This is a genomic window from Ruegeria sp. BC3, assembly GCF_056539265.1.
The window spans coordinates 369017-392409 of record NZ_JBQFUP010000003.1; the positions used below are offsets into that span (position 1 = coordinate 369017).

Consider the following 23393-nt stretch of genomic DNA (forward strand, 5'->3'; position numbering starts at 1 on the left):
ACAGAAGCTTACCCTACGGGAGCTTTATCAGGCTGCAGCCACGCGCTGCGCAGTCACGCGGTCAAACCAGTCTGTGATGCTTTCGACATTCGGTTCGATCTGCTCGGCCGCACCGCCGGTGAAGGCGTCGAACTTTTCCCGGTTCAGGCCGTTCACGCCCACCAGCACGGGAATGTCCTGCGCCAGCGCCTCAGCGATCACAGGGCGGAAACCACGTCCGTCGGCCTCATGCTTGCCGAATTTGTTGATGATCAGCAGCTGCGGTGCATCGGCCAAAGATGAGGTCACATACCCCACCGCCTGCTCCAACGCCGCGGGGTCCAGACGACAACCGCGCGATTGCTCACCAAGGGATTGCGAGATCCGAATGGTCTCTCCCTCGGGCAAAACGCGGACATCCATGTCACATTTGCTGCTGTCGGCACATTCGGTGTTGGTTTGCACCACGCCCGCCAGGCTTGCGCCCTTGGACAACAGGTGTTCCGCAACCGCGCTGAGAAGACGATCCGTCGCTCCGCGGTCGGTGGTGGTGACATAGGCCAGATGCATCGAAGGACCCCTTGGTACAAATGTGTGACATTCCAGATAGCACGCAAGTGCTTGCACGACCACTCCTTTGCCTCACGGCACCGGAGAAAACCCGATCACAGGTGCGTGCAGGTGAAACAGAACCACGAAGATGGCAAGCGCGACCAGCCAAACCCAAAGGCGCGGCCAGGGCTGTGGCGCGTGCAGAGACAGGCGCGCGGTGTTTCGGGACAGTCGCGTCCACTCGGCCCCCATCTCACGTTGCTTTCGGCGGTCGATCAGCGCCATGCCGACCAAAGCAAACCCGAAAAATAGCCCAAACAGGATCACATGGGACAGGCTTCCATTCGCCAACAGATGCGCACCTGCCCACAGCATCAAAGCGGCCAGGATCGGATGACGTGTTGTCCGCAGGATCCCCGGATTCTCAGGATCGAAGGCGCGGTTTCCCATCCCGCCAAACGAAAACGGGTTGTGAATTGATAGACCTGCCACCGCCAGCCAGCACACCACCGGCATCGCCAGCAGCGGAGCCCAGCGAAAGACGACGAGCGGCGGGATAACTTCAACATAAGGTGCGCGGGCCGCAGCAACGATTAGCCAGGCCAGGACAAGCAGCGATAGCGCGGAATAGGCAGCGAAATAGCCCTTGCGGCCAAGTGCCGTGATCAAACGCCCGCGCACACCCGGACGCACCGGGATAGCGTGGCTGAGAAGAAAGGTGATCAAAGCTGCAAGGAAAAAGGCCCAACCGGTCATTATTGTCTCCGAACATGTCACAACGGGCCTACGCCCCCGAAACCGCCAAGTCCTTGTCCGAAATCAAGTGTGGGCAAGAAGGGGCGAACGCGCCGCCCCTGCCCTAAGTTTACAGGCCCAATGCCTTGCGTTGTTCCTCGGCAAAGCCCTGCACGATGCGATCGGCGATCAAAGCCAGAATCGCCATCGCCGCACCGGCCGAGATGCCCAGCCCCACATCCGCCTGTCCCAATGCCAGATAGATCGACTGACCCAGACCGGTGGTTCCGATCAGCGCCGCGATCACCAACATGGCAAAGGCATAGAGGATGGTCTGGTTCAGCCCCAACAGGATCGTCGGCGCGGCATAGGGCGCACGAACATCGCGCATGATCTGCCACTCGGTCGCACCGCTGGAGATTGCGGCTTCCATCATCTCGTCCGGGGTGTTGACCAGACCATGCCGCGTGTATCGGATCATCGGGACGATCGCGTATGCGCAAATCGCAAGAAAGGCCGAGAACTCGCCGATCTGGAACACCATCAGAACCGGGATCAGGAAGACGAACAGCGGGATAGTTTGCAGCATGTCGCAGATCGGGCGCACGACTTTCCAGACCGGGGACCACACCGCGCTGGCCAGACCTATCAATCCTCCGACAACCGCGCAGGTGAACACCGCCGCACCGCTGAGGTAGAGCGACAGTAAGGCGCGCTCCCACAATCCCGAAACCAGAATGGTGCAAAGCAGTCCGACCGAAAGCGCCGCAAGACGCCAACCGCCCGCGACATAGCTGAGCGCACCTACTGCGGTCAGGACAAAGGGCCAAGGCAGGTTCGATATCCCGGTTTCCAACATGCCGATGAGGGTCAGAATGACCAAACCGGCGGTCAGTTGGCCGCGCCAAGCCATCAGACCTGCGACGGCAACGCCAAAGGCAAACAGGCCGTAGCTCATGCCGGGCGTCCACTGAAAGCCCCAGGTAAAGGGTAATACCGCCTGGTCCAAGCCGATCCGCAAAGGCAGCAGCACATAGAACAACGAGTTGTTCTTGAGCGCGTCCAACCACGGCCCGTTGGCTTGGGTAAACGCGGTCAGACCGCTATCGACAGCTGCGGCCACCGGGTCCAACAGGGTCAGTTCGGACGGGTTCGGCAGCCACGCCCAGAAGGCAGCGGTGAACAGTGCGGTGAACCCAAGCACAGCCCAGACAACGCGCCGGTCGTACTGTTTGCGCTCGGTCGCCAGCGTCCCGCTCATGCGGTCAATCACCACGGCAAAAACCACGATCACGAGACCGGCCATAAGCGACTCGCCAAACTGCGCCTTGCGCATGGTCAGAAGAACTTCCCACCCGATGTCATTGAATCCGCCAATCACAGCCGCGATGATCACCATCGACAGGGCCGCCATAAGGCACTGGTTCACGCCGACCATGATCTGGGTGGCCGCAGCGGGGATTTCCACCTGAAACAACTGCTGGAACCGCGTTGCGCCGGACATGATCGCGGCCTCTTTGATCTCGGGTTCTACCCGCTCCAGACCCAGCATCACGTTGCGCGCCATTGGGGGCGCCGCATAGATGGCCGAGGCGATCAGACCCACAACGGGGCCAAAGCCAAACAGAAGCAAAAGCGGGGTCAGATAGGCAAAGGTCGGTACCGTCTGCATCACGTCCAGCACCGCTTGGACAAAGGACTTCACGCGCGGCACTTCGTTGGCGAGGATGCCAATTGCGCCGCCGACAGTTAGCGCGACAGGGACCGAGACCGCGACCAGCGCCAGAGTGTTCATGCTTTCGGCCCAGTACCCTGATGCCAGTACGAAACAAAGCCCAAAGAATCCCAGCGCTGCCATAGGCAAGCCACCCAAATACCAGCCCAGCGCTGTGACCAGGCCGATCAGGATCGGCCAGGGCGTGCTGCCCAACAGAAAGTTGGCCCAGTTCATGGGATAGGCCATCAGGTCGGAAAACAACCGCATGGCTGGTTTGATGCCGTTCAGAAACCAATCGAGAAAGGCACCAACCCACTGAGTGGCCGGCAATTCCCAAGCGGCGGGCCATTTGACCAGCCAAGGGGCGACGCCTTCAAGCGTTAGGCAAAGCGCACCGACCACCACCGTGATCAACGCGGCCTTGGCCCCAACCGTCAGCCGCAAGTCGCTTTGCGAAGGGATATCCGTGACAGCGGTCATGTTTCTTCCACCTGCAGCGCGGCTGCCAGATCCGAAGGATGAACTGTTCCAACGATGTTGCCAGCCTCATCACGCACCGGAACGGGCTCATACAGTTCCATGCAATGTGCCAATGCGGCGTCCAAGGTCATCGAGGTCGTCAGCCCCGGATCATCCGGGCCGCGTTCGGCTTCGTCGCGCATGACCGAGGCGACCTTGGCATGCTGACCCTTGGCCACATCTTTCGAGAACTCGCGCACGTAATCATCGACCGGACGCAGGACGATGTCCGTCGGCGTGCCGATCTGAACGATCTTGCCATCGCGCATGATGGCAATGCGGTCCGCCAGTTTCAGCGCCTCTTGGATATCGTGGGTAATAAACACGATGGATTTCTTCAGAGTCGCCTGAATGCGCAGGAATTCGTCCTGCAGCTGGCGACGGATCAGAGGGTCGAGGGCCGAGAACGGTTCATCCAGAAACCAGATATCGGGGTTTACGGCCAAGGACCGCGCGATCCCGACCCGCTGGCGCTGACCACCGGAAAGCTGGCGCGGGAAGCTGTCCTCGCGACCTTCCAGACCGACCAGCGAGATCACCTCTTGCGCGCGTACCAGACGTTCCTTTTTGCCAACGCCCTGAACACGCAGCGGATAGGCCACGTTCTCGGCGACGGTCATATGCAGAAACAGGCCGAAATGCTGGAACACCATGCCCAGCTTTTTCCGCCGCAGATCGGTCAGCGTTTTCTTGGATGCGCCAACGACATTCTCACCATCGACCCGGATCTCTCCGCCGGTGCCCGGCAATAGCTGTGAGATACAACGGATCAGCGTGGATTTACCGGACCCGGACAAACCCATGATGACGAACAGCTCGCCCTCTTTCACGTCGAAATTGGCATCCTGAACGGCCGGAATGAACCCGTGTTCGCGCAGATCGATAGCGGCCTTGTCTGCGTCATTCCCTGACCGAGACAGCGCGTCGGTCAGGGCCTTTTCTGCGCCTTGGCCAAAGACCTGCCAGAGATTCCGGCAGGCGATGGCTGGCGTATTCGCGTCAGTCACTTATGCGAACTCACTGCGTTGCTGCGTCAACAACCGGACGCCACTTGTCTTCGTTCTCGGCCATCCATGCGGCAACAACTTCTTCGACCTGACCGCCGTCAACGTCGATTGCGCCCATCATCGGCTGCTGATCTTCAACTGCCAGCTCAAAGTTCGAGAGGATCTCAAAGGCTGCAGGCCATTTGTCTTCCATACCGCTCCAGCTGGCCTTGAAAATGCGCGACGGCGAGAAATCACAGTCGTTCACAGCGTTTGGGTTCGGGCCCCATGCCGGGTCGTTAAAGCACGCCTCTTCACCGACCGGCAGGTCAACGAACTGAACGTCATAAGCCGACATCGCCCAATGCGGTTGCCAGAAAGTGATCAGCAAGGGTGACTTGCGCTCGGTCGAGGCGCGCAGTTCAGCGATCAGAGCACCTTCGGACCCCGCAGGAACAGCCTTGAACGGCAGCTCAAGTCCAACCATACGGTCAGCACCGGGCGTGCCCCAGTCAGCCGGGTAGTCGACCAGACGGCCACCGGGCAAAGTTTCTGCAGTTGCAAAGACTTGCGCGCAGTCTTTCAACGCTTCCCAAGCAGGCAGACCTGGGCACAGTTCGGCCACGTGCGCCGGGTAGGCAATGCCTTCCTTGGCGTCCAGACCCAGATCGCCGATCTCGACGACCGTGCCTTCTTCGATCTTCTTGGCATATTCATCCGATACGTTCGACGACCAGATTTCCAGCGTTGCTGTGATGTCGCCATCTGCGATCGCCTGGAACTGGTTCATCATGCCGGCGGTGACAAATTCGACGTTGTAGCCCGCGGCCTTCAGCATCTCGCCCGCGACGTGGGTCGTCACGTGCTGACCGGTCCATTCGTTGATCGCCAGTTTGATCGGCTCGTCCACGGCGCCCATATCGGCGGCATAGGCGGAGCCGGCTACCGTCATCGCCAACAGGCTGACACTGAGTTTTTTCATCGACATTCTCCCTGTCTTTTCTGTTCATCGCCCTGCTTGGTGCAAACTTTCGCACCGAAACGCGTGTCGGACGACAATACCATGTCGCAACATGCACAATTTTAGCCGCAAAAGGGAAGTGAACAGTTCGGCCACGGACGGAATTTTTCGCCCAAAACCAAGCCGCAAGTCCCCACCTGCTGCAATCTGCATAACGCCCGACCGTATGAGTTTTGATTGTTTTTTCGACCGGACATTGATTGACGAGTCAATCACAAACCCGAATCCCCAGTTTTGTCGAGCTTTTCTTTTATCAAACTCGGTTTTTTCTTCCCTGCGCCTATCTTCGCAGCACCCTGGATCCGGCAACGCGTCACGGTTTGAGACCTTGCAACCCAGCATTCCTCGGGCAAACCTGCTGGCGAAGGAGACAGCGTATGCGCCATTTTGACGAAGTTTTTAAGATAGCGGCCGACCGCCATGGCGGCGCAGCGGCGTTGGAGCAAAAGCTGAGCAAACCCAAAAGCTTGGAAGACCTAGCTGCCATGCCGGATGACCGCTGGCTATCGATCATCACCAAAACCATCTTTCAGGCCGGTTTCAACTGGAAGGTCATCGAGAACAAATGGGAGAGGTTCGAAACCGCATTTGACGGGTTTGACGTGGGGCGCTGTGCCTTCATGGATGACGAAAAATTCGACGCCCTGCTTCAGGACACGCGCATCGTGCGCAACGGGACCAAGATTGCAGCCGTTCGCGACAATGCCGCTTTTCTGCTGGAACTGCGCGAAGAAGGCGGTGCGGGTCAGGTGCTGGGGGGCTGGCCCTCGAACGATTATGTAGGACTGCTGGCAATGCTGAGCAAACACGGCTCGCGCCTTGGCGGCACCTCGGCGCAATATGCCATGCGGTTTGCCGGGCGCGACAGCTTCATCCTCTCGCAGGACGTCACTGCGCGGCTGATTGCCGAAGGCGTTGTTGACAAAACGCCGACCTCGAAAAAGGCGATGGCAGCGGTGCAAGAGGCCTTCAATACCTGGATGGACCAATCAGGCCGGTCACTCACTGAAATAAGCCGTGTTTTGGCAATGAGCCTTTGAAAACAGCTTGCAGCGCGGGTTCTTCGGATTAGGCTTTGTCTATGGCTTGCCGAATTTTAATGACGCTTTTTCTTTTGATTGCAGCCTGTGGCCGTCCGCTGACAAATCAGGAACGCGCCTTTGCAAGCGCCGTACAGGGTGAAACGCTGAACCTGGATCGCGTGCGTCTTGTCGAAGGCGCCCCTGTTGCGCCGATCACGTTCTACCGCAAAGACCGGCCGCGTTTGGCTTGCCGTGAACGCATTTTACCCCCCACCGAAGAGGGTGTGGTCACCGCAAAACCGGCTGCCGTTGCCTTGTTCAACAAGGTCTACTTCACAAAAGACTGGTACCTTGAGGATTATATGTCCGACTTCCCCGACCAGATGGATCTGATTGCCGCGATGTTGCTGGCGCATGAATTGACCCATGTATGGCAGTGGCAGAACCGAGCCGTCACCGGCTACCACCCTCTACGCGCCGCGGCGGAGCATGGAGGCAACACAGATCCCTACCTGTTCGACCTTGATACATCGCCTGACTTCCTGTCTTACGGTTTCGAACAACAGGGGGCGATCGTCGAAGAATACGTGTGCTGCCGCGCGCTCGACCCCACCGCGCCGCGAACGAAACGTTTGCATGATATGCTGGGTGCCCATTTCGACCTGTCCCCCCTGCCCGGCGCGCAACGTGAACGTGCCGTGGTCATCCCGTGGAGCGGGGCAAAGGTCGAAGGAATTTGCCGCGAGGGCTGAGGCCTATTGAAGCGTCTGCAGATACGCCACCAGATCGACAATCGGCTGGCTGGTCAGGATCGGCTGACCGTCAGGCGTTTTCATAGACGTATCCTGCCCCTCGAAATATGGCCCGTATACGGGCATCGGGCTGCCGTGACTGACCAAAGGATCGCGCCCGTCGATGCGCGCCACGACGCGGGCGGTTGGGAACACCCCGTCCTCGGCAGCCAATTGCGTCAGGTCGGTCGGTTGGATCACCAGCACGCCAGCCATCGGGCCATGCCCGGTTGCCTCGATTCCATGGCAAGTGGCGCAATAGTGTTGATATAGCTCAGCCCCCGTTTCGACATTTTGCCCAACGGCCTGAGACGCGAACGCCACCACGCCTGCACAAACGGTTCCGAACATCGGTCTGATCATCGCATCCTCCTGTCACGATTGACATTTGTAGGCTTGCCCGGTGGCCAGCTTGGCGCAATGATCCAGATCAACGAAGGCGGAGGATACGGGCCATGACACAATATGCAGCCATCATGCTGGCAGCCGGAATCGGAGTCCCAATCCTGGCGGCGTTGAACGCGGCCCTGGGTAAGCTGATCGGATCGCCGACTACCGCTGCTGTGGTCTTGTTTGCCATCGCCTTTGGCGCGTCTGCGCTGGTGATGCTGCTATTCCCCGGGTTCGAAGCTTTGTCCAAGGTCGCTCAGGCCCCGAAACACCTGCTGCTGGCCGGTGTTCTGATCGCGTTCTACGTTCTGTCGATCACCCACGTCGCGCCGCATTTCGGTGTCGGCAATGCGGTGTTCTTTGTGCTGCTGGGGCAGTTGATCAGCACGGCAGCAATTGACCATTTCGGTCTGTTCGGCGCTCAGGTGACGCCGCTGACATGGATACGCGCCGGAGGCATTGCTGTGATGGCCGTTGGCGTCGCGATCACTCAACTGGCCTGAGGACGCCCGCCTCCAGCCGCAGCTTGCGGTCCATGCGCGCGGCCAAATCCATGTTATGCGTGGCGATCAGGGCGGAAAGCCCCTCGTCTCGTACCAGTGCCATTAACGCGTCAAACACCTGATCCGAGGTTTCGGGGTCCAGATTGCCCGTCGGCTCATCCGCTAGCAAAACGCGCGGCTTGTTGGCCAACGCGCGGCAGAAAGCGACGCGTTGTTGTTCGCCACCCGACAAGGCGGCGGGGCGGTGATCCGCGCGCGCGGCGACACCCACGCGATCCAACAAAGCCATCGCCCGGTCCTGCGCCGCTTTCTCGGAAACGCCATTGGCCAGTTGCGGCAGAGTGATGTTCTCAAGCGCGGTGAACTCGGGCAGCAAGTGGTGGAACTGATAGACAAAGCCCACATCCTGCCGGCGCAGCGCGGTGCGGGTCCGGTCACCCTTGCCTGCAACGTTCTGACCGGCGATTTCGACCGATCCGTTGTCCGGCCTGTCCAGCAGGCCGGCGATATGCAGCAACGTTGATTTGCCCGCTCCCGAGGGCGCGACCAGCGCCACGGCTTCACCGGCCCGCAGTTCAAGATCGACACCGCGCAATACCTGAACCTCTCCGGGTGTGCCTTTCAGATAGGTCTTGGTCAGACCGTCCAGCCGCATCGTCACTTCATTCATAGCGCAGCGCCTCAACCGGGTTCAGCCGCGCCGCACGGCGGGCCGGGAAATAAGTGACGATGAAGGAAAGGCCCAACGATAGTCCAATCGCCTTAAGCACATCCGACAAGTGCAATTCGGCAGGCAGGGAATAGATGCCACGAATGGAAGGATCCCAAACGCCTCCGCCCATCACGTAATTCACGAACGAGAAGATCGGGTCGATATAGATCGCAAACAGGCAGCCCAGGATCACGCCCATTGCAGTGCCAATGATGCCGGTGAACGCCCCGCAGATGAAAAAGACACGCAGAACCGAACCCTCGCTTAGACCAATGGTGCGTAGGATACCGATGTCGCGGCCTTTGTTTTTGACCAGCATGATCAGGCCGGACACGATGTTCATCGCCGCGATCAGGACAAGGATCGACAGGATGATGAACATCACGTTGTCCTCGACCTCAAGCGCCCGCAGGAACCCGCCCGATGCATCCTGCCACGTCCAGATCTGGCTGCGCTCACCCGCGGCCTCAAGGATCGGGATCAGGATCGGGGTCAGCTCCTCGGGCCGTTCGACCATCACTTCGATCTCATCGGCCACGCCTTCGCGGTTGAAGAAGCTCTGGGCTTGCCCGAACGGCATGTAGACGCGGGTGCGGTCGATGTCATAACGCCCTGCCGAGAACACATAGACTACGCGATAAGCGTTCACCCTTGGCGATGTCCCAAACGCGGTCTTTACGCCATTTGGCGAGGTCAGCTTAACCGTATCGCCCACCGTCGCCCCGATGCTGCGCGCCACGCCCGAGCCGATGGCGATCACGTCCTCTCCATCCTGGAATTCGGCCAGATCACCCACTGCTTGTTCGCTTTCTGCGACGCCCGGCAGATCGCGCAGGTCATCCGGACGGATGCCAAACACCTCAACGCCGCTGCTGCGGTCGCGATTGGTGATCAGAACCTGCCCCTTAACCAAAGGCGCTGCGCGTTCGACACCTGGCACTTGCGCGATGCGCGCGGTCCTCTCGTCGTAATCCGCAATCCGGCGGATCAAGTTGCCCTGTCCGTCGAACTCTCCGGCGGAATAGACGGTCACATGCGCGTTGGCACCCAGAATGGTTCCCACAAACTCGGCCCGAAAGCCCGAGCGCACGGCCAGAGTGGCAATCAACGCGAAGACGGCCAAGGTGATACCGATCAGTGAGATCCAGGTCATCACGCTCACGCCGCCCTCAGCGCGGCGCGCGCGCAGGTAGCGCCAAGCGATTTTCCACTCAAAAGGGGCAAAGGGCGGGGGTGTTTTGGCCATGCCTGCTCCGGTTCGTTGATTGTCGCGACCCTTTCGGCATTTCGCCGGATGGTCAACCCGGTTGTCAGCCCGTCAGGCTGGCGGTGCGGTTTAACACCTGTTCTGCGTGGGTCCGATCGCATATGCCCCGATGTTCCAACTCGGCAAAGACGCGGTCGCGCAGGTTGGCCGGTAACTTCGACAAAGCCCGGTTATGCAGGCCCAGTGTCAAGGCTGACGGATCTTCCAGCATTGCCAGCTGCGTTTCGACCACCTCAGGTGAATAGGACGGCCAAATCCCGATATTGCATTGCGCTTTGTCTTCAAACCATGGCGCATAACCTTCCGGCGACTTCAAGCAATAGGCGTTCATCAGCATAAACTCGGACGGCCGCCTGCGCGAACCGAACAAGGACTGGACCGAGCCATAGCGATCATTGATCTCATCCAGCAGAGCCAAAATCAGCGAACGTCGCACGGCAAAGGGTGTCGAAAACGTCGTGGTGCGCAGGCCGCTTGGATCGATCTGCCGCCCGCCCAGGGCATCCAGGCTTTCAAGCAACCATTTTCGGTGAAACTCGCTTTCGACGTCGATGAACGCCATGCGCGCCGCGCCGCTCTCCGCGAAGAACTCGGACCCGTCAAAGCTGCGCAGAAAAAGGTTCTTGGTGTCCAGGATCACCATATTCTCGCTGGTAGCGACGCGCGCAGCGCCCAGTTTGAGCACCTGCTGACTGCGATAGCCGTTGGTCCCGCGCCAGCCGTGTTTGCGCGCTCCGGGGATGCGAAAGCGGTTTTCGATCAGAACCCGGTCCGAAAACGACCGCCGCGCGTATTGACCGGGCTGCAACAACAATTCGTCACCGCCCACCACCCGGACCTTAGACCGATGCGGGCCATAGGCATTCAAAATGGGTTCGACCTGCGCCTGCAGCCTGTCTTCGTTTGAATCGTTCAGGATCACATGGATCGAGCCAACAAGATCAGGGTCCACAAAACGGGCAAAGGACAACGCCTGAAGTTCCAGCAGGGGAAAGTCCTTGGAAAACACGACCGTTGCGAAGCTCAGCAAATCAAGGACCCTTTCTTGGTTTTGGGTCGTGTATCAGCAAAAACCGACATGTCCAATTCGCTGCAAGCCCCCCAAAGGGCGCGAATCAGTCTGAGCCTTCGAATGAGGCGCTCGATCTATAGGTGTCTACATAATCCTAAAATACACCACTAGTTGTGACGTAAATCACAGACAACCCCGCATTGTTTCAGGTATGAAGTCAATGTGAGCATGGCGGGGCAAACTGAACTCAAAATGCAACATTCGAAACGCAACTTTATTTCGCGTTTTGCTTATTTTTAGAAACTTTGTCACCCTGATTGTGGGGGAATACATTTTAGAGCGGGGGTCGCTCATGAGTATTCGAATTGAAACTGAAAACCCGGGCGCAATTTCGGCCCGGCAAGCATCAACAGAATTGGATTGCGAAACCGCAGCTTTGTTGCGTGCAACGATCCTTCCAGTCTTTTCCAGCGCAGCAAGCTGGGCGGGCCTGACGGACATCCTGAAAGACAAAGGATATCGCCTGGTTTTTCGGGACGGTCGGATGTGCATCACAGATCACGCGACCGGAGACCGGGTGTGCGGTCTGCGCTTTCTGGGCCTTGAGCTGAAGGATTTGGTTCTGCGCCTGGGTCGCCCGATCGTCGTTGCACGAGGTCAACAAGCGGACGGAGACGTTCTGACCGCAAGACCGACCGCGGGTCGCGCTTAAAAGCTGCGCCAGAACTGCACGGATCGCCGCGTGGTTTTCCACAGACTGTGACGTCCCGCAGCTTTGATGGCATCCGACGTTCCGGGCTTGAGCAGACGTTCCAAAATCAGCGGCGCTGGCATGTGCCCGCGCCGGTAGAATCTGAAAAAATCTTTCTGGGTCAGGTCCCGTGCCGCTTTGAACCCGTCATAGTACTTAACCCAGACACGCGCGTAATCCTCGGCCGTGACAACGACATCATTGGTCACGCCCCGCCCCCAGAACATGGAAATGGGATCGTCCGTGCGTTCGCCCTGATACCCTTCGGTCAAAAGGCGCAGCATCAGATCATAGTCGGCAGCAACGCGGAACTGCGTGTCATGCCCGCCCAGCGCCATGAATACATCCCGCTTCAATAGAACCGAGTTATGGCAGAATGGCATTCTCTGCAGGATCGCCGTCAGAGACATCCGTTTCTCACGGCTTTCCGAACCGTCCTCGTACCGACGAAGGGTCGAGCCATAGAGGAAATCGGGCCGCGTTGCTTCCAGCCGGTCCGCGACCGTGTTCAGAATGTCATCAGAGGCCAGCGAGTCATCCGAATTCAGGAACAACAGGTATTCGCCGCGAGCAGCTTGTGCCCCCTTGTTCATAGCGTCGTAAAGTCCGCTATCGGGCTCGCTGAACAGACGGGTGCGCGGGGCATCTGCGGTCAGGTCCTGCAGAAACGAGACCGTGCCGTCGGTCGACGCTCCGTCCTGAATGATGTGCTCGGCCCGAACGCAGGTCTGGCGCGCCATGCAATCGATCACTTCGCGAAAGCTCTCCTGCCGTTCTTGCGACAGCAGGTTATACGTCGCGGTGATGACCGAGATCAGCGGCGCGCCGAAGGGGTCAGCCGACGCGCTCATAGATCTCGGCGATCTTGGTGACGGCGGCTTCGGGGCTCAGCTCTTCGCTTTCACCGGTGCGGCGGCAGGTCAGCTCGACCACACCGTTCTTCAATCCACGCGGGCCGACTGTGATGCGCCATGGCAGGCCGATGAGGTCCATGGTGGCGAACTTGCCCCCTGCCCGTTCGTTGCGATCATCATACAGCGGTTCCAGACCCAACGCGGTCAGTGCACCGTAGATTTTGTCACAGGCTGCGTCGGCTTCTTCGTCACCTTGCTTGAGGTTGACAATACCGCAATGGAACGGAGTGACACCTTCGGGCCAAATGATGCCCTTGTCGTCATGGCTGGCCTCGATGATCGCACCGACCAGGCGGCTGACACCGATACCGTGGCTGCCCATGTGAACCGGCGTCGGCTTGCCATCGGGGCCCTGAACAGTTGCGCCCATCGCTTCGGAATACTTGGTGCCGAAATAGAAGATCTGGCCAACTTCGATCCCGCGCGCCACGCGGCGACGCTCTTCCGGGATCTGATTGAACAGCGCCTCGTCATGAGTTTCATCGGTGCGGGCGTACTTCGAAGTGAACTCTTCCAGGATCGCCTGACACTGCGCGCGGTCATCATAGTCGATTTGGCGATCACCAAAGGTCAGATCGGTGACGGCGCTGTCATAGAACACTTCGGATTCACCGGTATCGGCCAGCACGAGGAATTCGTGCGTGTTGTCGCCACCGATGGGGCCGGAATCAGCGCGCATTGGCAGGGCCTGCAGACCCATACGCTCGTAGGTGCGCAGATAGGTGACCAGATGACGGTTATAGGCGTGCAGCGCGTCCTCTTTGGTCAGGTCGAAATTGTAGCCGTCCTTCATATAGAATTCGCGGCCACGCATCACGCCGAAACGGGGGCGGATCTCATCACGGAATTTCCACTGGATCTGGTACAGGGTCAGCGGCAGGTCTTTGTAGCTGTTGACGTGGCCGCGGAAGATATCAGTCACCAGTTCTTCGGCGGTCGGTGTAAACAGCATATCCCGGTCATGCCGGTCTTTCATACGCAGCATTTCCTGACCGTAGTCATCATAGCGCCCGGATTCGCGCCACAGATCCGCCGATTGGATGATCGGCATCTGGATCGCAATGTGGCCAGCGCGCGCCTGCTCTTCATGGATGATGTTTTCCAGCTTGCGCAGAACTTTGAAGCCCAAGGGCAGCCATGAATAGATCCCGGCAGAGGCTTGCTTGATCATCCCGGCACGCAGCATCAGCCGGTGGCTGACGATCTGAGCCTCGGAGGGGTTTTCCTTGAGAACGGGCAGAAAGTAACGGCTGAGGCGCATTGTCGAACCTTTGAGGGTGAATTTGAACTTAAAAGGTTGATTATGCCAAAGCCCCGCTGGGGGCAATCGGGCATTGGCGATTTTGCGACCACAGGTCAGTAGGTTTTTTGATTGACCCGCCAGTCAGGGTTTCCAATTGTAACGGAAATGTAAATCCCATGAGGCGCCGATGCAGACCATTCAGGAACCCGCCCGTCAAATTCCCGTTGTTCACAAGACAGACGTTCTGGTCGTAGGCTCCGGCCCCGCCGGGTTGGCCGCCGCCTTGGCCGCGGCGCGTGCCGGGGCCGAAGTGTCACTGGTCGACCGTTTCGGCTGCATGGGCGGCAACATCACCGCAGTCGGCGTTGAAGGGTTTGCCTGGTATCGGCACGAACAGACCGTCGAAGCAGGCGGTATTGGCATGGAGTTCGAAAACCGCGCCAAGGACATGGGTGCGGCAGTGCCTGAAAGCCAGTCGCTCAGCTATGAGCTGGACAGCGAAGGGTTCAAGCTGGTGGCCGACAAATTAGTCGAAGAGGCTGGCGTCCACCCGATGCTACACCGGCAGTTCGTTGCCCCGATCATGGACGGCGATCGGATCACCGGGATCATCACCGAATCCAAGGCCGGGCGCGAGGCCATTCTGGCCCGCGTTGTCATCGACGCCACCGGCGATGCGGACGTGGCCCATCGAGCCGGTGCACCGACTCACAAGACAGCACGCGAGGACATGATGGCAGCCTCGGTCATGTTCCATCTGGCCGGCGTCGACAAACGCGCCTTTATGGAAGGCGTCAAAGCCGATCCGCAGACGTACAAGGACTGGGGCGGCGGCGGTGAGTGGAACATCGAAACGAGCGGCAAAGAAGACGACATGTTCTCGCCCTTCGTGCACAAGCCATTCCAGCAAGCGATTGATGAGGGGCTGATCCCGCCGCATCTGAACACCATCGCAGGCACTTGGGGCGCGATGCACGATACGGGTGAGCTGACCTATATGAACCTCATCCATCTGGCCGAGATCGACGGCACGGACCCTGACAGCCTTACAAAGGGTGAGATTGAGGGCCGCCGCCAGTCCATGCTTGCCATCGAAGCCCTGCGCCGGTTCATGCCCGGGTGCGAAAACGCACGGCTGCGGAATTTCGGGATGACCATCGGCATCCGCGACACCCGCAAGATCGACGCGGTGTACAACATGACCGAGGAGGACGCCCGCCATCAGGGCCGGTTTGAGGACACAATTGGCATCTACCCGGAATTCATCGACGGCTACGGCATCCTGATCTTGCCGACCACGGGGCGGTACATGCAGGTCCCCTATCGCTCGATGCTGCCAAAGGGTGTCAAAGGACTGCTGGTCGCGGGCCGCTCGCACGGAGCAGACAAGGTGGCACACGCCGCGACGCGCAACATGGCCTGCTGCGCGGTCATGGGTCAGGGTGCCGGCATCGCCGCCGCGCTCTCATTGAAAAGCAATCAGGACGTGCACGAATTGAATCTGGCCCCCGTGCACAAAGAGTTGGACCGGCAAGGCGTTAGGATTCACTGATGCAAACCATTCCCACGATCGATATCTCTCCGCTGCAAGACGCGGCGCATCCGGACCACGGCGCTACGATCCAGCAGATCCTGGACGCGTGCACCGACATTGGTTTCCTGTCCATCACTGGCACAGGCATTTCGCAGAATACCGTCGACGAGGTACGCGCTAAGACCCGCGCGATTTTTGACATTGATGAGCAAAGCAAATGGGACCAGGCCATCACGCGGGACAACTATCGCGGTTTCATTCCAATGGGCTTTTTCACGCCCAATGACGGCTCGGGCAAGGCTGACAAATACGAAGGCTACAAACTGCATTTCGACGTCGCCGATGGCGACCCGGTGCAGCAGGATTGTGCGCTTTACGGCCCGAACCTTTGGCCAAAGGAAACGCCGGAGGCGCGGGATGTCATTCTGGGGTATTGGGCGCAGCTGGATCGCGTGACGGACCTGTTGCTGGGTGCACTTGAAATCGGCCTGAACCTGAAACCGGATGTCTTGAAGGACGCGTTCATCACGCCGATGACCAACATGACACTGCTCCACTACCCTCCGCAGGCCCCGGACGAAGAAGGCTATGGCATTCATCCCCACAAGGATACCGATGCCCTGACCATCATCGCCCCGGATCCAGTTGGCGGGCTGGAAGTACAAACGCGCGACGGAGGCTGGATCACCCCGGATTGTCCACCCGGTGGTTTTGTCGTCAATATCGGTGACATGCTCGAACTGTGGTCGGGCGGCCGGTTGAAATCCACACCGCACCGGGTCGTAAACACATCCGGCAAGGAACGGTACTCATTCCCTTATTTTGCGGTTCCGCGCCACGATGTGGTCGTTAAGCCGCTGTTGCCACCGATGCCCGGCTTTGACCGACCTGCCGTTCACTGCGGTCATTGGTCCAAAGAAATCTGGCGCACCAACTGGCCGGATGAGACCGCAACGGCTGACACGCCAGAGCTTGGGACGCTTGGCTCGTGAGCCACGCCAATCGTCAGGCATGAACCGCTTGCATCACCGCGCCGCATAAGCGAAGAACACCGGTAACAGCAGGAACCAAGGGGGCAAGCATGGCGCTGCCGGTGAAGGATCAACTCAGATACTGGGGCGTTGCGGCAGCCATTTTTGTGCTGTTGTTGTGGGCCCTTGGCGATGTCCTGCTGCCCTTTGTGATCGGCGGGGCCATTGCCTATTTCCTTGATCCGATTGCGGACCGGCTAGAAAACCTTGGGCTGTCGCGCATGGCGGCCACAGCCATCATCACGGTCGTCGGAATTTTGGGCTTTGTCCTGATGATCCTGATGGTTGTGCCCGCATTAATCACCCAGCTGATCGAATTGGTCGAGGTGATGCCCAGCCTGTTCCAGCAACTGCGCGGTTTTATCGAGAAACAGTTCCCATCCCTTCTGGACGCCGAATCCAACTCGCACCAGGCTTTGGTGTCGCTGGGTGAAACGCTGCAATCCAAGACCGGCGACGTGTTGCAATCCGTCGCGGCCTCGGTCGGGTCTGCGATCAATGTGGTTGTCCTACTGGTCATCGTTCCGGTCGTCGCAGTCTATATGCTGCTGGACTGGGACCGCATGATCGCCCGTATCGGAGAGCTGCTGCCGCGCGATCACGCCCCGACGATCAAGCGTCTGGCGGGTGAAATTGACGCCGTTCTGGCCTCGTTCGTGCGCGGCATGGGTACCGTCTGTCTTATCCTTGGGACCTACTACGCTGTCGCATTGATGGCGGCAGGTCTGCAATTTGGCCTGATCGTCGGATTTATCGCCGGTTTGGTGACCTTCATCCCCTATCTCGGAGCTCTGATTGGTGGCACTTTGGCGATTGGTCTGGCCCTTTTCCAGTTCTGGGGCGACTGGGCGCATATCGGTCTGATCGCTGGCATCTTTGCTTTGGGTCAGGTGACCGAGGGAAATTTTCTGACGCCCAAACTGGTGGGGAATTCAGTGGGTCTGCACCCTGTCTGGTTGCTGCTGGCCCTGTCTGTGTTTGGCGCGCTGTTTGGCTTCGTGGGTATGCTTGTGGCCGTACCTGTTGCCGCCGCTCTTGGTGTTCTGGCGCGGTTTGGAACGTCCGTGTATTTGCACAGCCGTCTTTACACAGGTCTGGAAAGCACGGATCAGGAAGACGCTTGATATGGCCCATCAGCTAAGCTTTGACCTTCCGGCCAAGACTGCGCTGGGGCGTGAGGACTTTTTTGTTTCCCCGGCGAATGCGCTGGCGGTTGCCATGATTTCGGCGACCTCTTGGCCGGGCAACAAACTGGTGCTGAGCGGCCCCGCCGGAGCAGGAAAGACCCACCTGGCGCATGTCTGGGCGGCCGAAACGGGCGGACGGATCATCCTAGCCTCGGACCTTCGGCACGAGGATGTGCCCGATCTGGCCCGCACCGCTGTAGCGGTCGAAGACGTGCCCATGATTGCGGGAGATTTGGAGCAGCAAAAGACGCTCTTTCACTTGCACAACCTGGTGCTGGCAGAAGGCAACGCGCTGCTGATGACCGGGCGGCTTGCGCCTAAGTTCTGGCAGCTGCCTCTGCCGGACCTGCAAAGCCGGATCGAAGGCGCGCACCACGTGGCGCTTGATCCGCCGGACGACGCCCTTCTGGGTGCGGTTCTGGCAAAGCTGTTCGTCGACCGGCAACTGAACCCCAGCCCCGATGTCATCGCCTATCTGGTCAAACACATGGACCGACGATTTGAAACTGCAGCCAATGTCGTGGCACAATTGGACCAATTGGCCCTTGCGGAAAAGCGCGACATTACCCGGACGCTGGCTGTACGTGTTCTGAACGCGGATATGGATGATGTCTAATCTGGGCGTTGACCCAAACCCGGTCATCTCGCATTCTGCACCCGGAATATCTGGAAGTGACATGGATCAGACTGTCGAAACCGAAATCCCTGACTGGGGGCCGTTCGGAAAGCCCTTGTTCGACGATCCCCAGGCCCGAGCCCTATCGCGGGTCGGCGTCGTCGATGTTGGATCGAACTCGGTCCGTATGGTGATCTTTGACGGCGCGGCTCGATCGCCTGCGTATTTCTATAATGAAAAAGTGATGTGCGAGCTGGGCGCAGGCCTGTCAGACACAGGGCGCCTTAATCCGGTCGGCCGCAAACGCGCACTTTCTGCACTCAGCCGGTTTGCTCGTCTGGCAGACGATCTGGGCTTACCCGGATTGCATGTGGTGGCAACCGCCGCCGTGCGCGAGGCCGAGGACGGGCCCGACTTTTGCGCCGAGGTTCAGGCCGAGACCGGCCTGACGGTGTCGGTCATCAACGGCGCGGAAGAGGCTCGCCTGTCCGCGCAGGGCGTTCTGCTGGGATGGCCCGGTGCTTACGGTCTGATCTGTGACATCGGCGGATCGTCAATGGAACTGGCCGAGATCGGCGATGGCGAAGTTGGCCGCCGCGTGACCTCTGCGCTGGGTCCGCTGAAACTGCGGGACATCAAAGGCGGACGCCGGGCACGTAAGGCGCTTATCAAGACTACGATGGAGAGCCTACGGGATAAAATGGGCCCGCAGCGCGACCGACTTTTCCTTGTCGGCGGCAGCTGGCGGGCCTTCGCGCGTCTGGATATGTTGCGCCGCGGCTATCCGCTGAACGTCCTGCACGAATATCGCATGACCACCACGCAGGTGCGCGAGACCATCAAATTCATCGAAAGCGGTGATCCCGAGAAACTGCGGAGCGCAGCGGGTGTATCAAGCTCGCGGATGGCGTTGATTCCTTATGCGATGGATGTGCTGGCGCGTCTGATCCGCACCTTCAAGCCCAAGGACATCGCAATCTCAAGCTATGGGATTCGCGAAGGTTTGCTGTACGAGCAGATGCCCCAAAACCTGCGCGACCGCGATCCGCTGATCGAAGCCAGCCGTTTTTCCGAGGCCAAGGATGCCCGCCTGCCCGGCTTTGGCAAGCTGCTGTTCGAATTTGTCATGCCGATTTTCAAATCGGCCCCACCTGCGCGTGTACGCCTGATCAAAGCGGCCTGCCTGTTGCATGATGTCAGCTGGCGCGCGCATCCCGACTACCGGGCTGAGGTTTGTTTTGACAACGTGACACGTGCCAATCTGGGCGGCCTGAAGCATTCGGAGAGGGTTTTCATTGGACTAGCGCTGCAGCACCGCTATCGGAACAAGCGCGAAGGCAACCGGTTCGCTCCTTTGTATGAGCTGCTGGACGAAAAGGAACAGAAACAGGCGGAAATTCTGGGTAAGGCGATGCGCTTTGGAGCCATGTTGTGGATGAAAAGCGACGCCAAAATGGGCACGTTGAAATTCTACCCCAAGAAGCGCCAGCTTGAACTGATCCTGCCAAAGGCGGCAAGCCCGTTGTTCAGCGAAGTCGCGGTGTCGCGGTTGAATTCGCTGGGCAATGCGTTGAAATCGGAAACCCGCGTTATCGTCAAAGGCTGAGCCCTAGATTTCGGTTTCACCTTCGGGCGCACTTTCGGGCAATTCCGGTTGCTCATCAGGTGCTTGCGGCGGTTTCTTGCGGATGATTATATCACCGTTTGGCAACATCTCGGGCGCTTCATAGGCGCTCCAGTCCTGAATCTCGCCCGCCAGTTCGGCAAGCGCGGGCCCCATTTGCTCGATAAAGGATTGCATGGCCGGACCGAATTGATCAGCCAATCCCAGCAAATCCTCAAGCGCGGGCTCCATCTCTTGGCGCAGGCCTTCAAAAAACAGCTCGGCCCCCTGCTCCATGAGGGATTTTGCACCCTCGTCCTCGGCAACGGCTGGACCGGCCAGAACGGTGCAAAGCGCACAGATCGGTATGAGACGTTTCATGTGGGAACCATAGAGCAACCGCACTTCGGTTGAAAGATCACAGCTCAATATCGAGCGTAACCGGAAAATGGTCCGATGCGGTCAGCAATGCCTGTTGCAGGTCAGTGCTCGATTGACAGATCGGGTCGTGTAACGGATGCCAGATGCGCCAATTCGGCCGTCGATCCCGCAGACCGTCGCTGATCATGATGTAATCCAGCAGCGCTTCAAGAAACTGACCCTCATCAGGCTGTGCAAAGCGCGCGGTCGACGGATGCTGACCCATATCTGCCCCAATCGCCGTCACGGCGTGAGGATCGAACAGCCCTGTTTGCAACAGGATTTCAACCGAAGACCTGCCAAACAGATGTTCGAATTCATCCAGCCCGGGACCATCATTCAGATCGCCCAACAGGATCACATGCTCATCCTCTGCCAAATGCGCCTTGATCCGTCGGCTGAGCCAAATCGCCTGAGCCAACTGCTTTCGGCGATTTGCAATGGAAATCCGTATCGCTTCGTCCCGGCTTTCGGCCCCGTGCGGCGCTTTTGACTTCAGATGCGCACCGATCAGGCGGAGGTGTTGCCCCGAGCTGGTTTCAACAGCCAATTCCATGGGCGGCTTGGAGAACTGCACCTCATCTTCGGTCGCATCAATATCAAGATCGATATTGAACACCTGATCGAAGCGTGGGGCCGACCTGTCACCCTCTTTCGGGTCATGACGCAGCTTCAGAATGTGCGGATCGTAAAGCAGAGCCAATTCCTGATGGGTGTCATTGGCAAATCCCATGATCGCATTGCTGGTACGCAACTCGAACGCCTCGGCAAACCTTTGCAGCGCACGCACCGTGTTCTGCGTTTTGCCGGTATTGGGAGCCTCGACGACCAGAACGGCATCCGCATCGATGGCCGTCAGAACCTTGGCAATCGCTTCGACCTGCTGAGCCTTGGTCACATCGTGCCGACCGGACCAGCTGTCATCCACGATCAGCTTGTCCTTGCGATCAAACAGATTGGCGAACCATTCGATGTTATAGGTCGCCACACGCATGGCTCAGGCCCGCGCACCGTTGATTTCATCCCAGGCCCGGTTGATGTCGATCATCTTCTTCTCAGCCAAGCGAATGGCTTCTTCGGGCACGCCGCGCGCCATCATCGCATCGGGGTGCGTTTCCCGGACAAGTTGCCGCCAAACCTTGCGGATATCGGGCAGCGGCATGTCACGCGGCACGCCCAGAACCGTGTAGGGGTCGTTTGGTGCATCGGGTACAAACCGCGCGCGCAGCGCTAAAAATTGTGCGTCGGTCTGCCCGAAAATACGGCTGACCTCTTCCAGAAACTCGTTTTCGTTGGGATGATAGAACCCGTCCGCCATGGCGATGTGAAAGAGCCCCTCCATCAAGTCGCAAAGCGTGGTGCTGTCTTCCGAGAACATGCGCGCAATTTTGCGCGCATAGTCCTGATAGCCAGCAACATCCGTGCGCGCCATGTTGAACACACGTGCGGCACCTTCCTCATCATCACGGGCAATCTGGAAAACATCCCTGAAAGCCGTGACTTCGTCCCTGGTCACCTGCCCATCGGCCTTGGCCATTTTCGCACCCAAAGCGATCACTGCGATTGTGAACGCCACCGAGCGTTCGGGCGGCGAGCGCAGTTTTTCAAAAACGGCTGTAAGGCTTTCGCCCTGTGCAAGCGCGCTGAGCGCATCGGATATGCGGGTCCAGATCGACATGAGCGCACCCTAGCGTCCCTGATCGCGCGTGTCAGGTGCGACAGATATGTTCGTGCCAAGAATTTTCTGCATCAGAACAAGGTCCAGACGTTTGCCCCATTTGAACCCGACCTCGGGCATACGGCCAACTTCGGTGAACCCGAGGGCTGCGTGAAAGGCTATCGCACCGGGGTTCGCAGACGAGATCCCGGCCACCAGAACGTGCACGCCTTGGGCCTGCGCGATATCCTCCAGTGCGCGGATCAAAGCCCGGCCGGTTCTTTGCCCACGCGCTTGTGGAGCCAGTTGGATCGTCAACTCACTGCAATCCGCGTATCCCGGACCGGACCGAAAGGGGCCGTAGGTGGCGAACCCAAGCACCTCTCCGCCCTCATCCGCGACCAGATAGGCGGGGCTGCGCGTTTCGATATCGCAGGCTATGCTGTCAACGCTGCGTTCATCGGTTGTAAAGGTCACAAGCGTGTCGCGGATGATCGCGTTGGTAATTGCAGCGATCCCTTGGGCATCGGACGCTGTGGCTTGCCTGATCCTCATTCCAGTACGCGCACACCATGCGGTGTTTCGAACTCTGCCCGCAACGCGGCTGGGCCGGTGTCGAACACCACGCCGTCTAGTGCTCCAAGCAGACGGGCCAAGTCCAGCGCATCGGGGTGATACACGACCAATCGTTGCAACCGGCAACCACTGTCCTGCAGCATCGTGGCCGGGTGCAGATCGCCATGCCACTGGATCAGCGCGGGGAAAAGGTTGTCAAAAGGCAGGCGGCCATTCGGCGGCACCGCCATCTGCCACCGCAGAGCGCCACGAGTCAGGTCAATCGGGTGCCCCACACCATCGGGAAAAACGGTAAGAGCGGCCTCAATGTCCGGAACCCGACAAATCCAATTGCTCAGCCGGGGTGCCCCCTTGAACCGATCCAGATTAAACCACCTTGTTCTGTCTGGGTTTGGCGCACTCGGATCAATCGCGATCGCTTCGAGATACAGGCCATCACGCAGACCCAAAAGCCGGTTGTAGGTGCCGAATTTCTCGTGCTTTCCACCATCCTGCAAGGGAACGCCCAAAGCCTGTTCAAGGTGGGATGACGCCTCTTCCAGCGTTTCGCCTGCAACGGCCAGATGATCCAGTAACATGCGCGCCCTCCGATGAAAAACGACCAGACCCAACGGGATCTGGTCGCATGTTTTCTTCAAAGACGTTGGATCACAAG

The 23393-nt window shown here is 59.0% G+C and carries 25 protein-coding genes; 9 read left to right on the forward strand and 16 right to left on the reverse strand.

The genetic code is table 11. From position 1 onward, the window contains the following. Nucleotides 1-27 precede the first annotated feature (27 nt). The 5 genes from ACR0MV_RS10750 to ACR0MV_RS10770 form a co-directional block, all read right to left on the reverse strand. The gene (locus ACR0MV_RS10750) at nucleotides 28-549 is read right to left on the reverse strand and encodes a DUF2478 domain-containing protein (protein WP_480702113.1); all 522 of its coding nucleotides are present in this window, start codon (nucleotides 547-549) and stop codon (nucleotides 28-30) included. Nucleotides 550-621: 72 nt separating this feature from the next. Beyond that, nucleotides 622-1287 carry an NnrU family protein gene (locus ACR0MV_RS10755; protein WP_480702114.1) on the reverse strand — a complete coding sequence of 222 codons (666 nt, stop codon included), beginning with the start codon at nucleotides 1285-1287 and terminating at the stop codon, nucleotides 622-624. A gap of 109 nt (nucleotides 1288-1396) precedes the next feature. Next, nucleotides 1397-3463 (reverse strand): ABC transporter permease, encoded by a 2067-nt coding sequence (locus ACR0MV_RS10760; RefSeq protein ID WP_170422778.1) that lies wholly within the window; start codon nucleotides 3461-3463, stop codon nucleotides 1397-1399. Beyond that, nucleotides 3460-4509 (reverse strand): quaternary amine ABC transporter ATP-binding protein, encoded by a 1050-nt coding sequence (locus tag ACR0MV_RS10765; RefSeq protein WP_480702115.1) that lies wholly within the window; start codon nucleotides 4507-4509, stop codon nucleotides 3460-3462. The genes ACR0MV_RS10760 and ACR0MV_RS10765 overlap by 4 nt, the downstream gene beginning before the upstream one ends. 10 nt (nucleotides 4510-4519) lie before the next feature. Beyond that, on the reverse strand, nucleotides 4520-5470 hold the full coding sequence (locus tag ACR0MV_RS10770; RefSeq protein WP_170422782.1) for an ABC transporter substrate-binding protein: 951 nt from the start codon (nucleotides 5468-5470) through the stop codon (nucleotides 4520-4522). Nucleotides 5471-5886: 416 nt separating this feature from the next. On the opposite strand from ACR0MV_RS10770, the gene ACR0MV_RS10775 reads away from it, so the two are divergent. Together ACR0MV_RS10775 and ACR0MV_RS10780 are read left to right on the forward strand one after the other, a co-directional pair. Further along, entirely contained in the window at nucleotides 5887-6549 is a 663-nt protein-coding gene (locus ACR0MV_RS10775; protein ID WP_480702116.1) for a DNA-3-methyladenine glycosylase I, read from the forward strand. Between the two features lie 59 nt (nucleotides 6550-6608). Next, nucleotides 6609-7283, forward strand: a complete 675-nt coding sequence (locus ACR0MV_RS10780; RefSeq protein WP_437440826.1) for a hypothetical protein — start codon at nucleotides 6609-6611, stop codon at nucleotides 7281-7283. Between the two features lie 3 nt (nucleotides 7284-7286). Here ACR0MV_RS10780 and ACR0MV_RS10785 read toward each other — a convergent pair whose 3' ends face one another. Further along, the gene (locus ACR0MV_RS10785) at nucleotides 7287-7685 is read right to left on the reverse strand and encodes a c-type cytochrome (RefSeq protein ID WP_480702117.1); all 399 of its coding nucleotides are present in this window, start codon (nucleotides 7683-7685) and stop codon (nucleotides 7287-7289) included. 92 nt (nucleotides 7686-7777) lie between these two features. On the opposite strand from ACR0MV_RS10785, the gene ACR0MV_RS10790 reads away from it, so the two are divergent. Continuing rightward, nucleotides 7778-8215, forward strand: coding sequence for a DMT family transporter (locus tag ACR0MV_RS10790; RefSeq protein WP_170466324.1), 438 nt, complete (start codon nucleotides 7778-7780; stop codon nucleotides 8213-8215). Here ACR0MV_RS10790 and ACR0MV_RS10795 read toward each other — a convergent pair. From ACR0MV_RS10795 to ACR0MV_RS10805, 3 genes are all read right to left on the reverse strand, one after another. Continuing rightward, nucleotides 8199-8885, reverse strand: coding sequence for an ABC transporter ATP-binding protein (locus ACR0MV_RS10795; protein ID WP_170422792.1), 687 nt, complete (start codon nucleotides 8883-8885; stop codon nucleotides 8199-8201). The genes ACR0MV_RS10790 and ACR0MV_RS10795 overlap by 17 nt on opposite strands. Beyond that, a complete protein-coding gene (locus ACR0MV_RS10800) occupies nucleotides 8878-10173 on the reverse strand; it encodes a lipoprotein-releasing ABC transporter permease subunit (RefSeq protein ID WP_480702118.1) in 1296 nt (431 codons plus the stop codon). The genes ACR0MV_RS10795 and ACR0MV_RS10800 overlap by 8 nt, the downstream gene beginning before the upstream one ends. Before the next feature lie 64 nt (nucleotides 10174-10237). Beyond that, nucleotides 10238-11224, reverse strand: coding sequence for a hypothetical protein (locus ACR0MV_RS10805; protein ID WP_480702119.1), 987 nt, complete (start codon nucleotides 11222-11224; stop codon nucleotides 10238-10240). Nucleotides 11225-11558: 334 nt separating this feature from the next. Between ACR0MV_RS10805 and ACR0MV_RS10810 the strand changes: the two genes are divergently transcribed. After that, a complete protein-coding gene (locus ACR0MV_RS10810; RefSeq protein WP_480702120.1) occupies nucleotides 11559-11918 on the forward strand; it encodes a hypothetical protein in 360 nt (119 codons plus the stop codon). On the opposite strand, the gene ACR0MV_RS10815 is transcribed toward ACR0MV_RS10810, so the two are convergent. Continuing rightward, nucleotides 11915-12808, reverse strand: coding sequence for a glycosyltransferase family 2 protein (locus ACR0MV_RS10815; protein ID WP_480702121.1), 894 nt, complete (start codon nucleotides 12806-12808; stop codon nucleotides 11915-11917). The genes ACR0MV_RS10810 and ACR0MV_RS10815 overlap by 4 nt on opposite strands. Then, the gene (gene proS, locus ACR0MV_RS10820; protein ID WP_480702122.1) at nucleotides 12792-14132 is read right to left on the reverse strand and encodes a proline--tRNA ligase; all 1341 of its coding nucleotides are present in this window, start codon (nucleotides 14130-14132) and stop codon (nucleotides 12792-12794) included. The genes ACR0MV_RS10815 and proS overlap by 17 nt, the downstream gene beginning before the upstream one ends. 169 nt (nucleotides 14133-14301) lie before the next feature. On the opposite strand from proS, the gene ACR0MV_RS10825 reads away from it, so the two are divergent. From ACR0MV_RS10825 to ACR0MV_RS10845, 5 genes are all read left to right on the forward strand, one after another. Continuing rightward, nucleotides 14302-15666 carry an FAD-dependent oxidoreductase gene (locus tag ACR0MV_RS10825; RefSeq protein WP_480702123.1) on the forward strand — a complete coding sequence of 455 codons (1365 nt, stop codon included), beginning with the start codon at nucleotides 14302-14304 and terminating at the stop codon, nucleotides 15664-15666. Further along, on the forward strand, nucleotides 15666-16640 hold the full coding sequence (locus tag ACR0MV_RS10830) for an isopenicillin N synthase family dioxygenase (protein ID WP_480702124.1): 975 nt from the start codon (nucleotides 15666-15668) through the stop codon (nucleotides 16638-16640). Before ACR0MV_RS10825 ends, ACR0MV_RS10830 begins: the two co-directional genes overlap by 1 nt. A gap of 89 nt (nucleotides 16641-16729) precedes the next feature. After that, the gene (locus ACR0MV_RS10835) at nucleotides 16730-17803 is read left to right on the forward strand and encodes an AI-2E family transporter (protein WP_170466348.1); all 1074 of its coding nucleotides are present in this window, start codon (nucleotides 16730-16732) and stop codon (nucleotides 17801-17803) included. Nucleotide 17804: 1 nt separating this feature from the next. Next, nucleotides 17805-18482, forward strand: coding sequence for an HdaA/DnaA family protein (locus ACR0MV_RS10840; RefSeq protein WP_170422812.1), 678 nt, complete (start codon nucleotides 17805-17807; stop codon nucleotides 18480-18482). A gap of 61 nt (nucleotides 18483-18543) precedes the next feature. Next, the gene (locus ACR0MV_RS10845) at nucleotides 18544-20088 is read left to right on the forward strand and encodes a Ppx/GppA family phosphatase (RefSeq protein WP_480702125.1); all 1545 of its coding nucleotides are present in this window, start codon (nucleotides 18544-18546) and stop codon (nucleotides 20086-20088) included. A 3-nt stretch (nucleotides 20089-20091) separates the two neighbouring features. Here the strand turns inward: ACR0MV_RS10845 and ACR0MV_RS10850 are convergent, their stop codons facing one another. The 5 genes from ACR0MV_RS10850 to ACR0MV_RS10870 are packed head-to-tail and all read right to left on the reverse strand — an operon-like array spanning nucleotide 20092 to nucleotide 23316. Beyond that, entirely contained in the window at nucleotides 20092-20466 is a 375-nt protein-coding gene (locus ACR0MV_RS10850) for a hypothetical protein (protein ID WP_480702126.1), read from the reverse strand. A gap of 37 nt (nucleotides 20467-20503) precedes the next feature. Continuing rightward, the gene (locus ACR0MV_RS10855) at nucleotides 20504-21499 is read right to left on the reverse strand and encodes an endonuclease/exonuclease/phosphatase family protein (RefSeq protein ID WP_480702127.1); all 996 of its coding nucleotides are present in this window, start codon (nucleotides 21497-21499) and stop codon (nucleotides 20504-20506) included. Between the two features lie 3 nt (nucleotides 21500-21502). Next, entirely contained in the window at nucleotides 21503-22183 is a 681-nt protein-coding gene (locus ACR0MV_RS10860) for a molecular chaperone DjiA (RefSeq protein ID WP_170422820.1), read from the reverse strand. Nucleotides 22184-22192: 9 nt separating this feature from the next. Then, the gene (locus tag ACR0MV_RS10865) at nucleotides 22193-22717 is read right to left on the reverse strand and encodes an N-acetyltransferase family protein (protein WP_480702128.1); all 525 of its coding nucleotides are present in this window, start codon (nucleotides 22715-22717) and stop codon (nucleotides 22193-22195) included. Continuing rightward, the gene (locus ACR0MV_RS10870) at nucleotides 22714-23316 is read right to left on the reverse strand and encodes a VOC family protein (protein WP_480702129.1); all 603 of its coding nucleotides are present in this window, start codon (nucleotides 23314-23316) and stop codon (nucleotides 22714-22716) included. Before ACR0MV_RS10870 ends, ACR0MV_RS10865 begins: the two co-directional genes overlap by 4 nt. Between the last annotated feature and the right edge of the window lie 77 nt (nucleotides 23317-23393).

What these genes read in the sequence shown, in the direction of transcription:
- ACR0MV_RS10750 (WP_480702113.1), bottom strand. Translation starts at nt 549, where the DNA reads ATGCATCTGGCCTATGTCACCACCACCGACCGCGGAGCGACGGATCGT.
- ACR0MV_RS10755 (WP_480702114.1), bottom strand. Translation starts at nt 1,287, where the DNA reads ATGACCGGTTGGGCCTTTTTCCTTGCAGCTTTGATCACCTTTCTTCTC.
- ACR0MV_RS10760 (WP_170422778.1), bottom strand. Translation starts at nt 3,463, where the DNA reads ATGACCGCTGTCACGGATATCCCTTCGCAAAGCGACTTGCGGCTGACG.
- ACR0MV_RS10770 (WP_170422782.1), bottom strand. Translation starts at nt 5,470, where the DNA reads ATGAAAAAACTCAGTGTCAGCCTGTTGGCGATGACGGTAGCCGGCTCC.
- ACR0MV_RS10775 (WP_480702116.1), top strand. Translation starts at nt 5,887, where the DNA reads ATGCGCCATTTTGACGAAGTTTTTAAGATAGCGGCCGACCGCCATGGC.
- ACR0MV_RS10780 (WP_437440826.1), top strand. Translation starts at nt 6,609, where the DNA reads ATGACGCTTTTTCTTTTGATTGCAGCCTGTGGCCGTCCGCTGACAAAT.
- ACR0MV_RS10785 (WP_480702117.1), bottom strand. Translation starts at nt 7,685, where the DNA reads ATGATCAGACCGATGTTCGGAACCGTTTGTGCAGGCGTGGTGGCGTTC.
- ACR0MV_RS10790 (WP_170466324.1), top strand. Translation starts at nt 7,778, where the DNA reads ATGACACAATATGCAGCCATCATGCTGGCAGCCGGAATCGGAGTCCCA.
- ACR0MV_RS10795 (WP_170422792.1), bottom strand. Translation starts at nt 8,885, where the DNA reads ATGAATGAAGTGACGATGCGGCTGGACGGTCTGACCAAGACCTATCTG.
- ACR0MV_RS10800 (WP_480702118.1), bottom strand. Translation starts at nt 10,173, where the DNA reads ATGGCCAAAACACCCCCGCCCTTTGCCCCTTTTGAGTGGAAAATCGCT.
- ACR0MV_RS10810 (WP_480702120.1), top strand. Translation starts at nt 11,559, where the DNA reads ATGAGTATTCGAATTGAAACTGAAAACCCGGGCGCAATTTCGGCCCGG.
- ACR0MV_RS10815 (WP_480702121.1), bottom strand. Translation starts at nt 12,808, where the DNA reads ATGAGCGCGTCGGCTGACCCCTTCGGCGCGCCGCTGATCTCGGTCATC.
- proS (WP_480702122.1), bottom strand. Translation starts at nt 14,132, where the DNA reads ATGCGCCTCAGCCGTTACTTTCTGCCCGTTCTCAAGGAAAACCCCTCC.
- ACR0MV_RS10825 (WP_480702123.1), top strand. Translation starts at nt 14,302, where the DNA reads ATGCAGACCATTCAGGAACCCGCCCGTCAAATTCCCGTTGTTCACAAG.
- ACR0MV_RS10830 (WP_480702124.1), top strand. Translation starts at nt 15,666, where the DNA reads ATGCAAACCATTCCCACGATCGATATCTCTCCGCTGCAAGACGCGGCG.
- ACR0MV_RS10835 (WP_170466348.1), top strand. Translation starts at nt 16,730, where the DNA reads ATGGCGCTGCCGGTGAAGGATCAACTCAGATACTGGGGCGTTGCGGCA.
- ACR0MV_RS10840 (WP_170422812.1), top strand. Translation starts at nt 17,805, where the DNA reads ATGGCCCATCAGCTAAGCTTTGACCTTCCGGCCAAGACTGCGCTGGGG.
- ACR0MV_RS10845 (WP_480702125.1), top strand. Translation starts at nt 18,544, where the DNA reads ATGGATCAGACTGTCGAAACCGAAATCCCTGACTGGGGGCCGTTCGGA.
- ACR0MV_RS10850 (WP_480702126.1), bottom strand. Translation starts at nt 20,466, where the DNA reads ATGAAACGTCTCATACCGATCTGTGCGCTTTGCACCGTTCTGGCCGGT.
- ACR0MV_RS10855 (WP_480702127.1), bottom strand. Translation starts at nt 21,499, where the DNA reads ATGCGTGTGGCGACCTATAACATCGAATGGTTCGCCAATCTGTTTGAT.
- ACR0MV_RS10860 (WP_170422820.1), bottom strand. Translation starts at nt 22,183, where the DNA reads ATGTCGATCTGGACCCGCATATCCGATGCGCTCAGCGCGCTTGCACAG.
- ACR0MV_RS10865 (WP_480702128.1), bottom strand. Translation starts at nt 22,717, where the DNA reads ATGAGGATCAGGCAAGCCACAGCGTCCGATGCCCAAGGGATCGCTGCA.
- ACR0MV_RS10870 (WP_480702129.1), bottom strand. Translation starts at nt 23,316, where the DNA reads ATGTTACTGGATCATCTGGCCGTTGCAGGCGAAACGCTGGAAGAGGCG.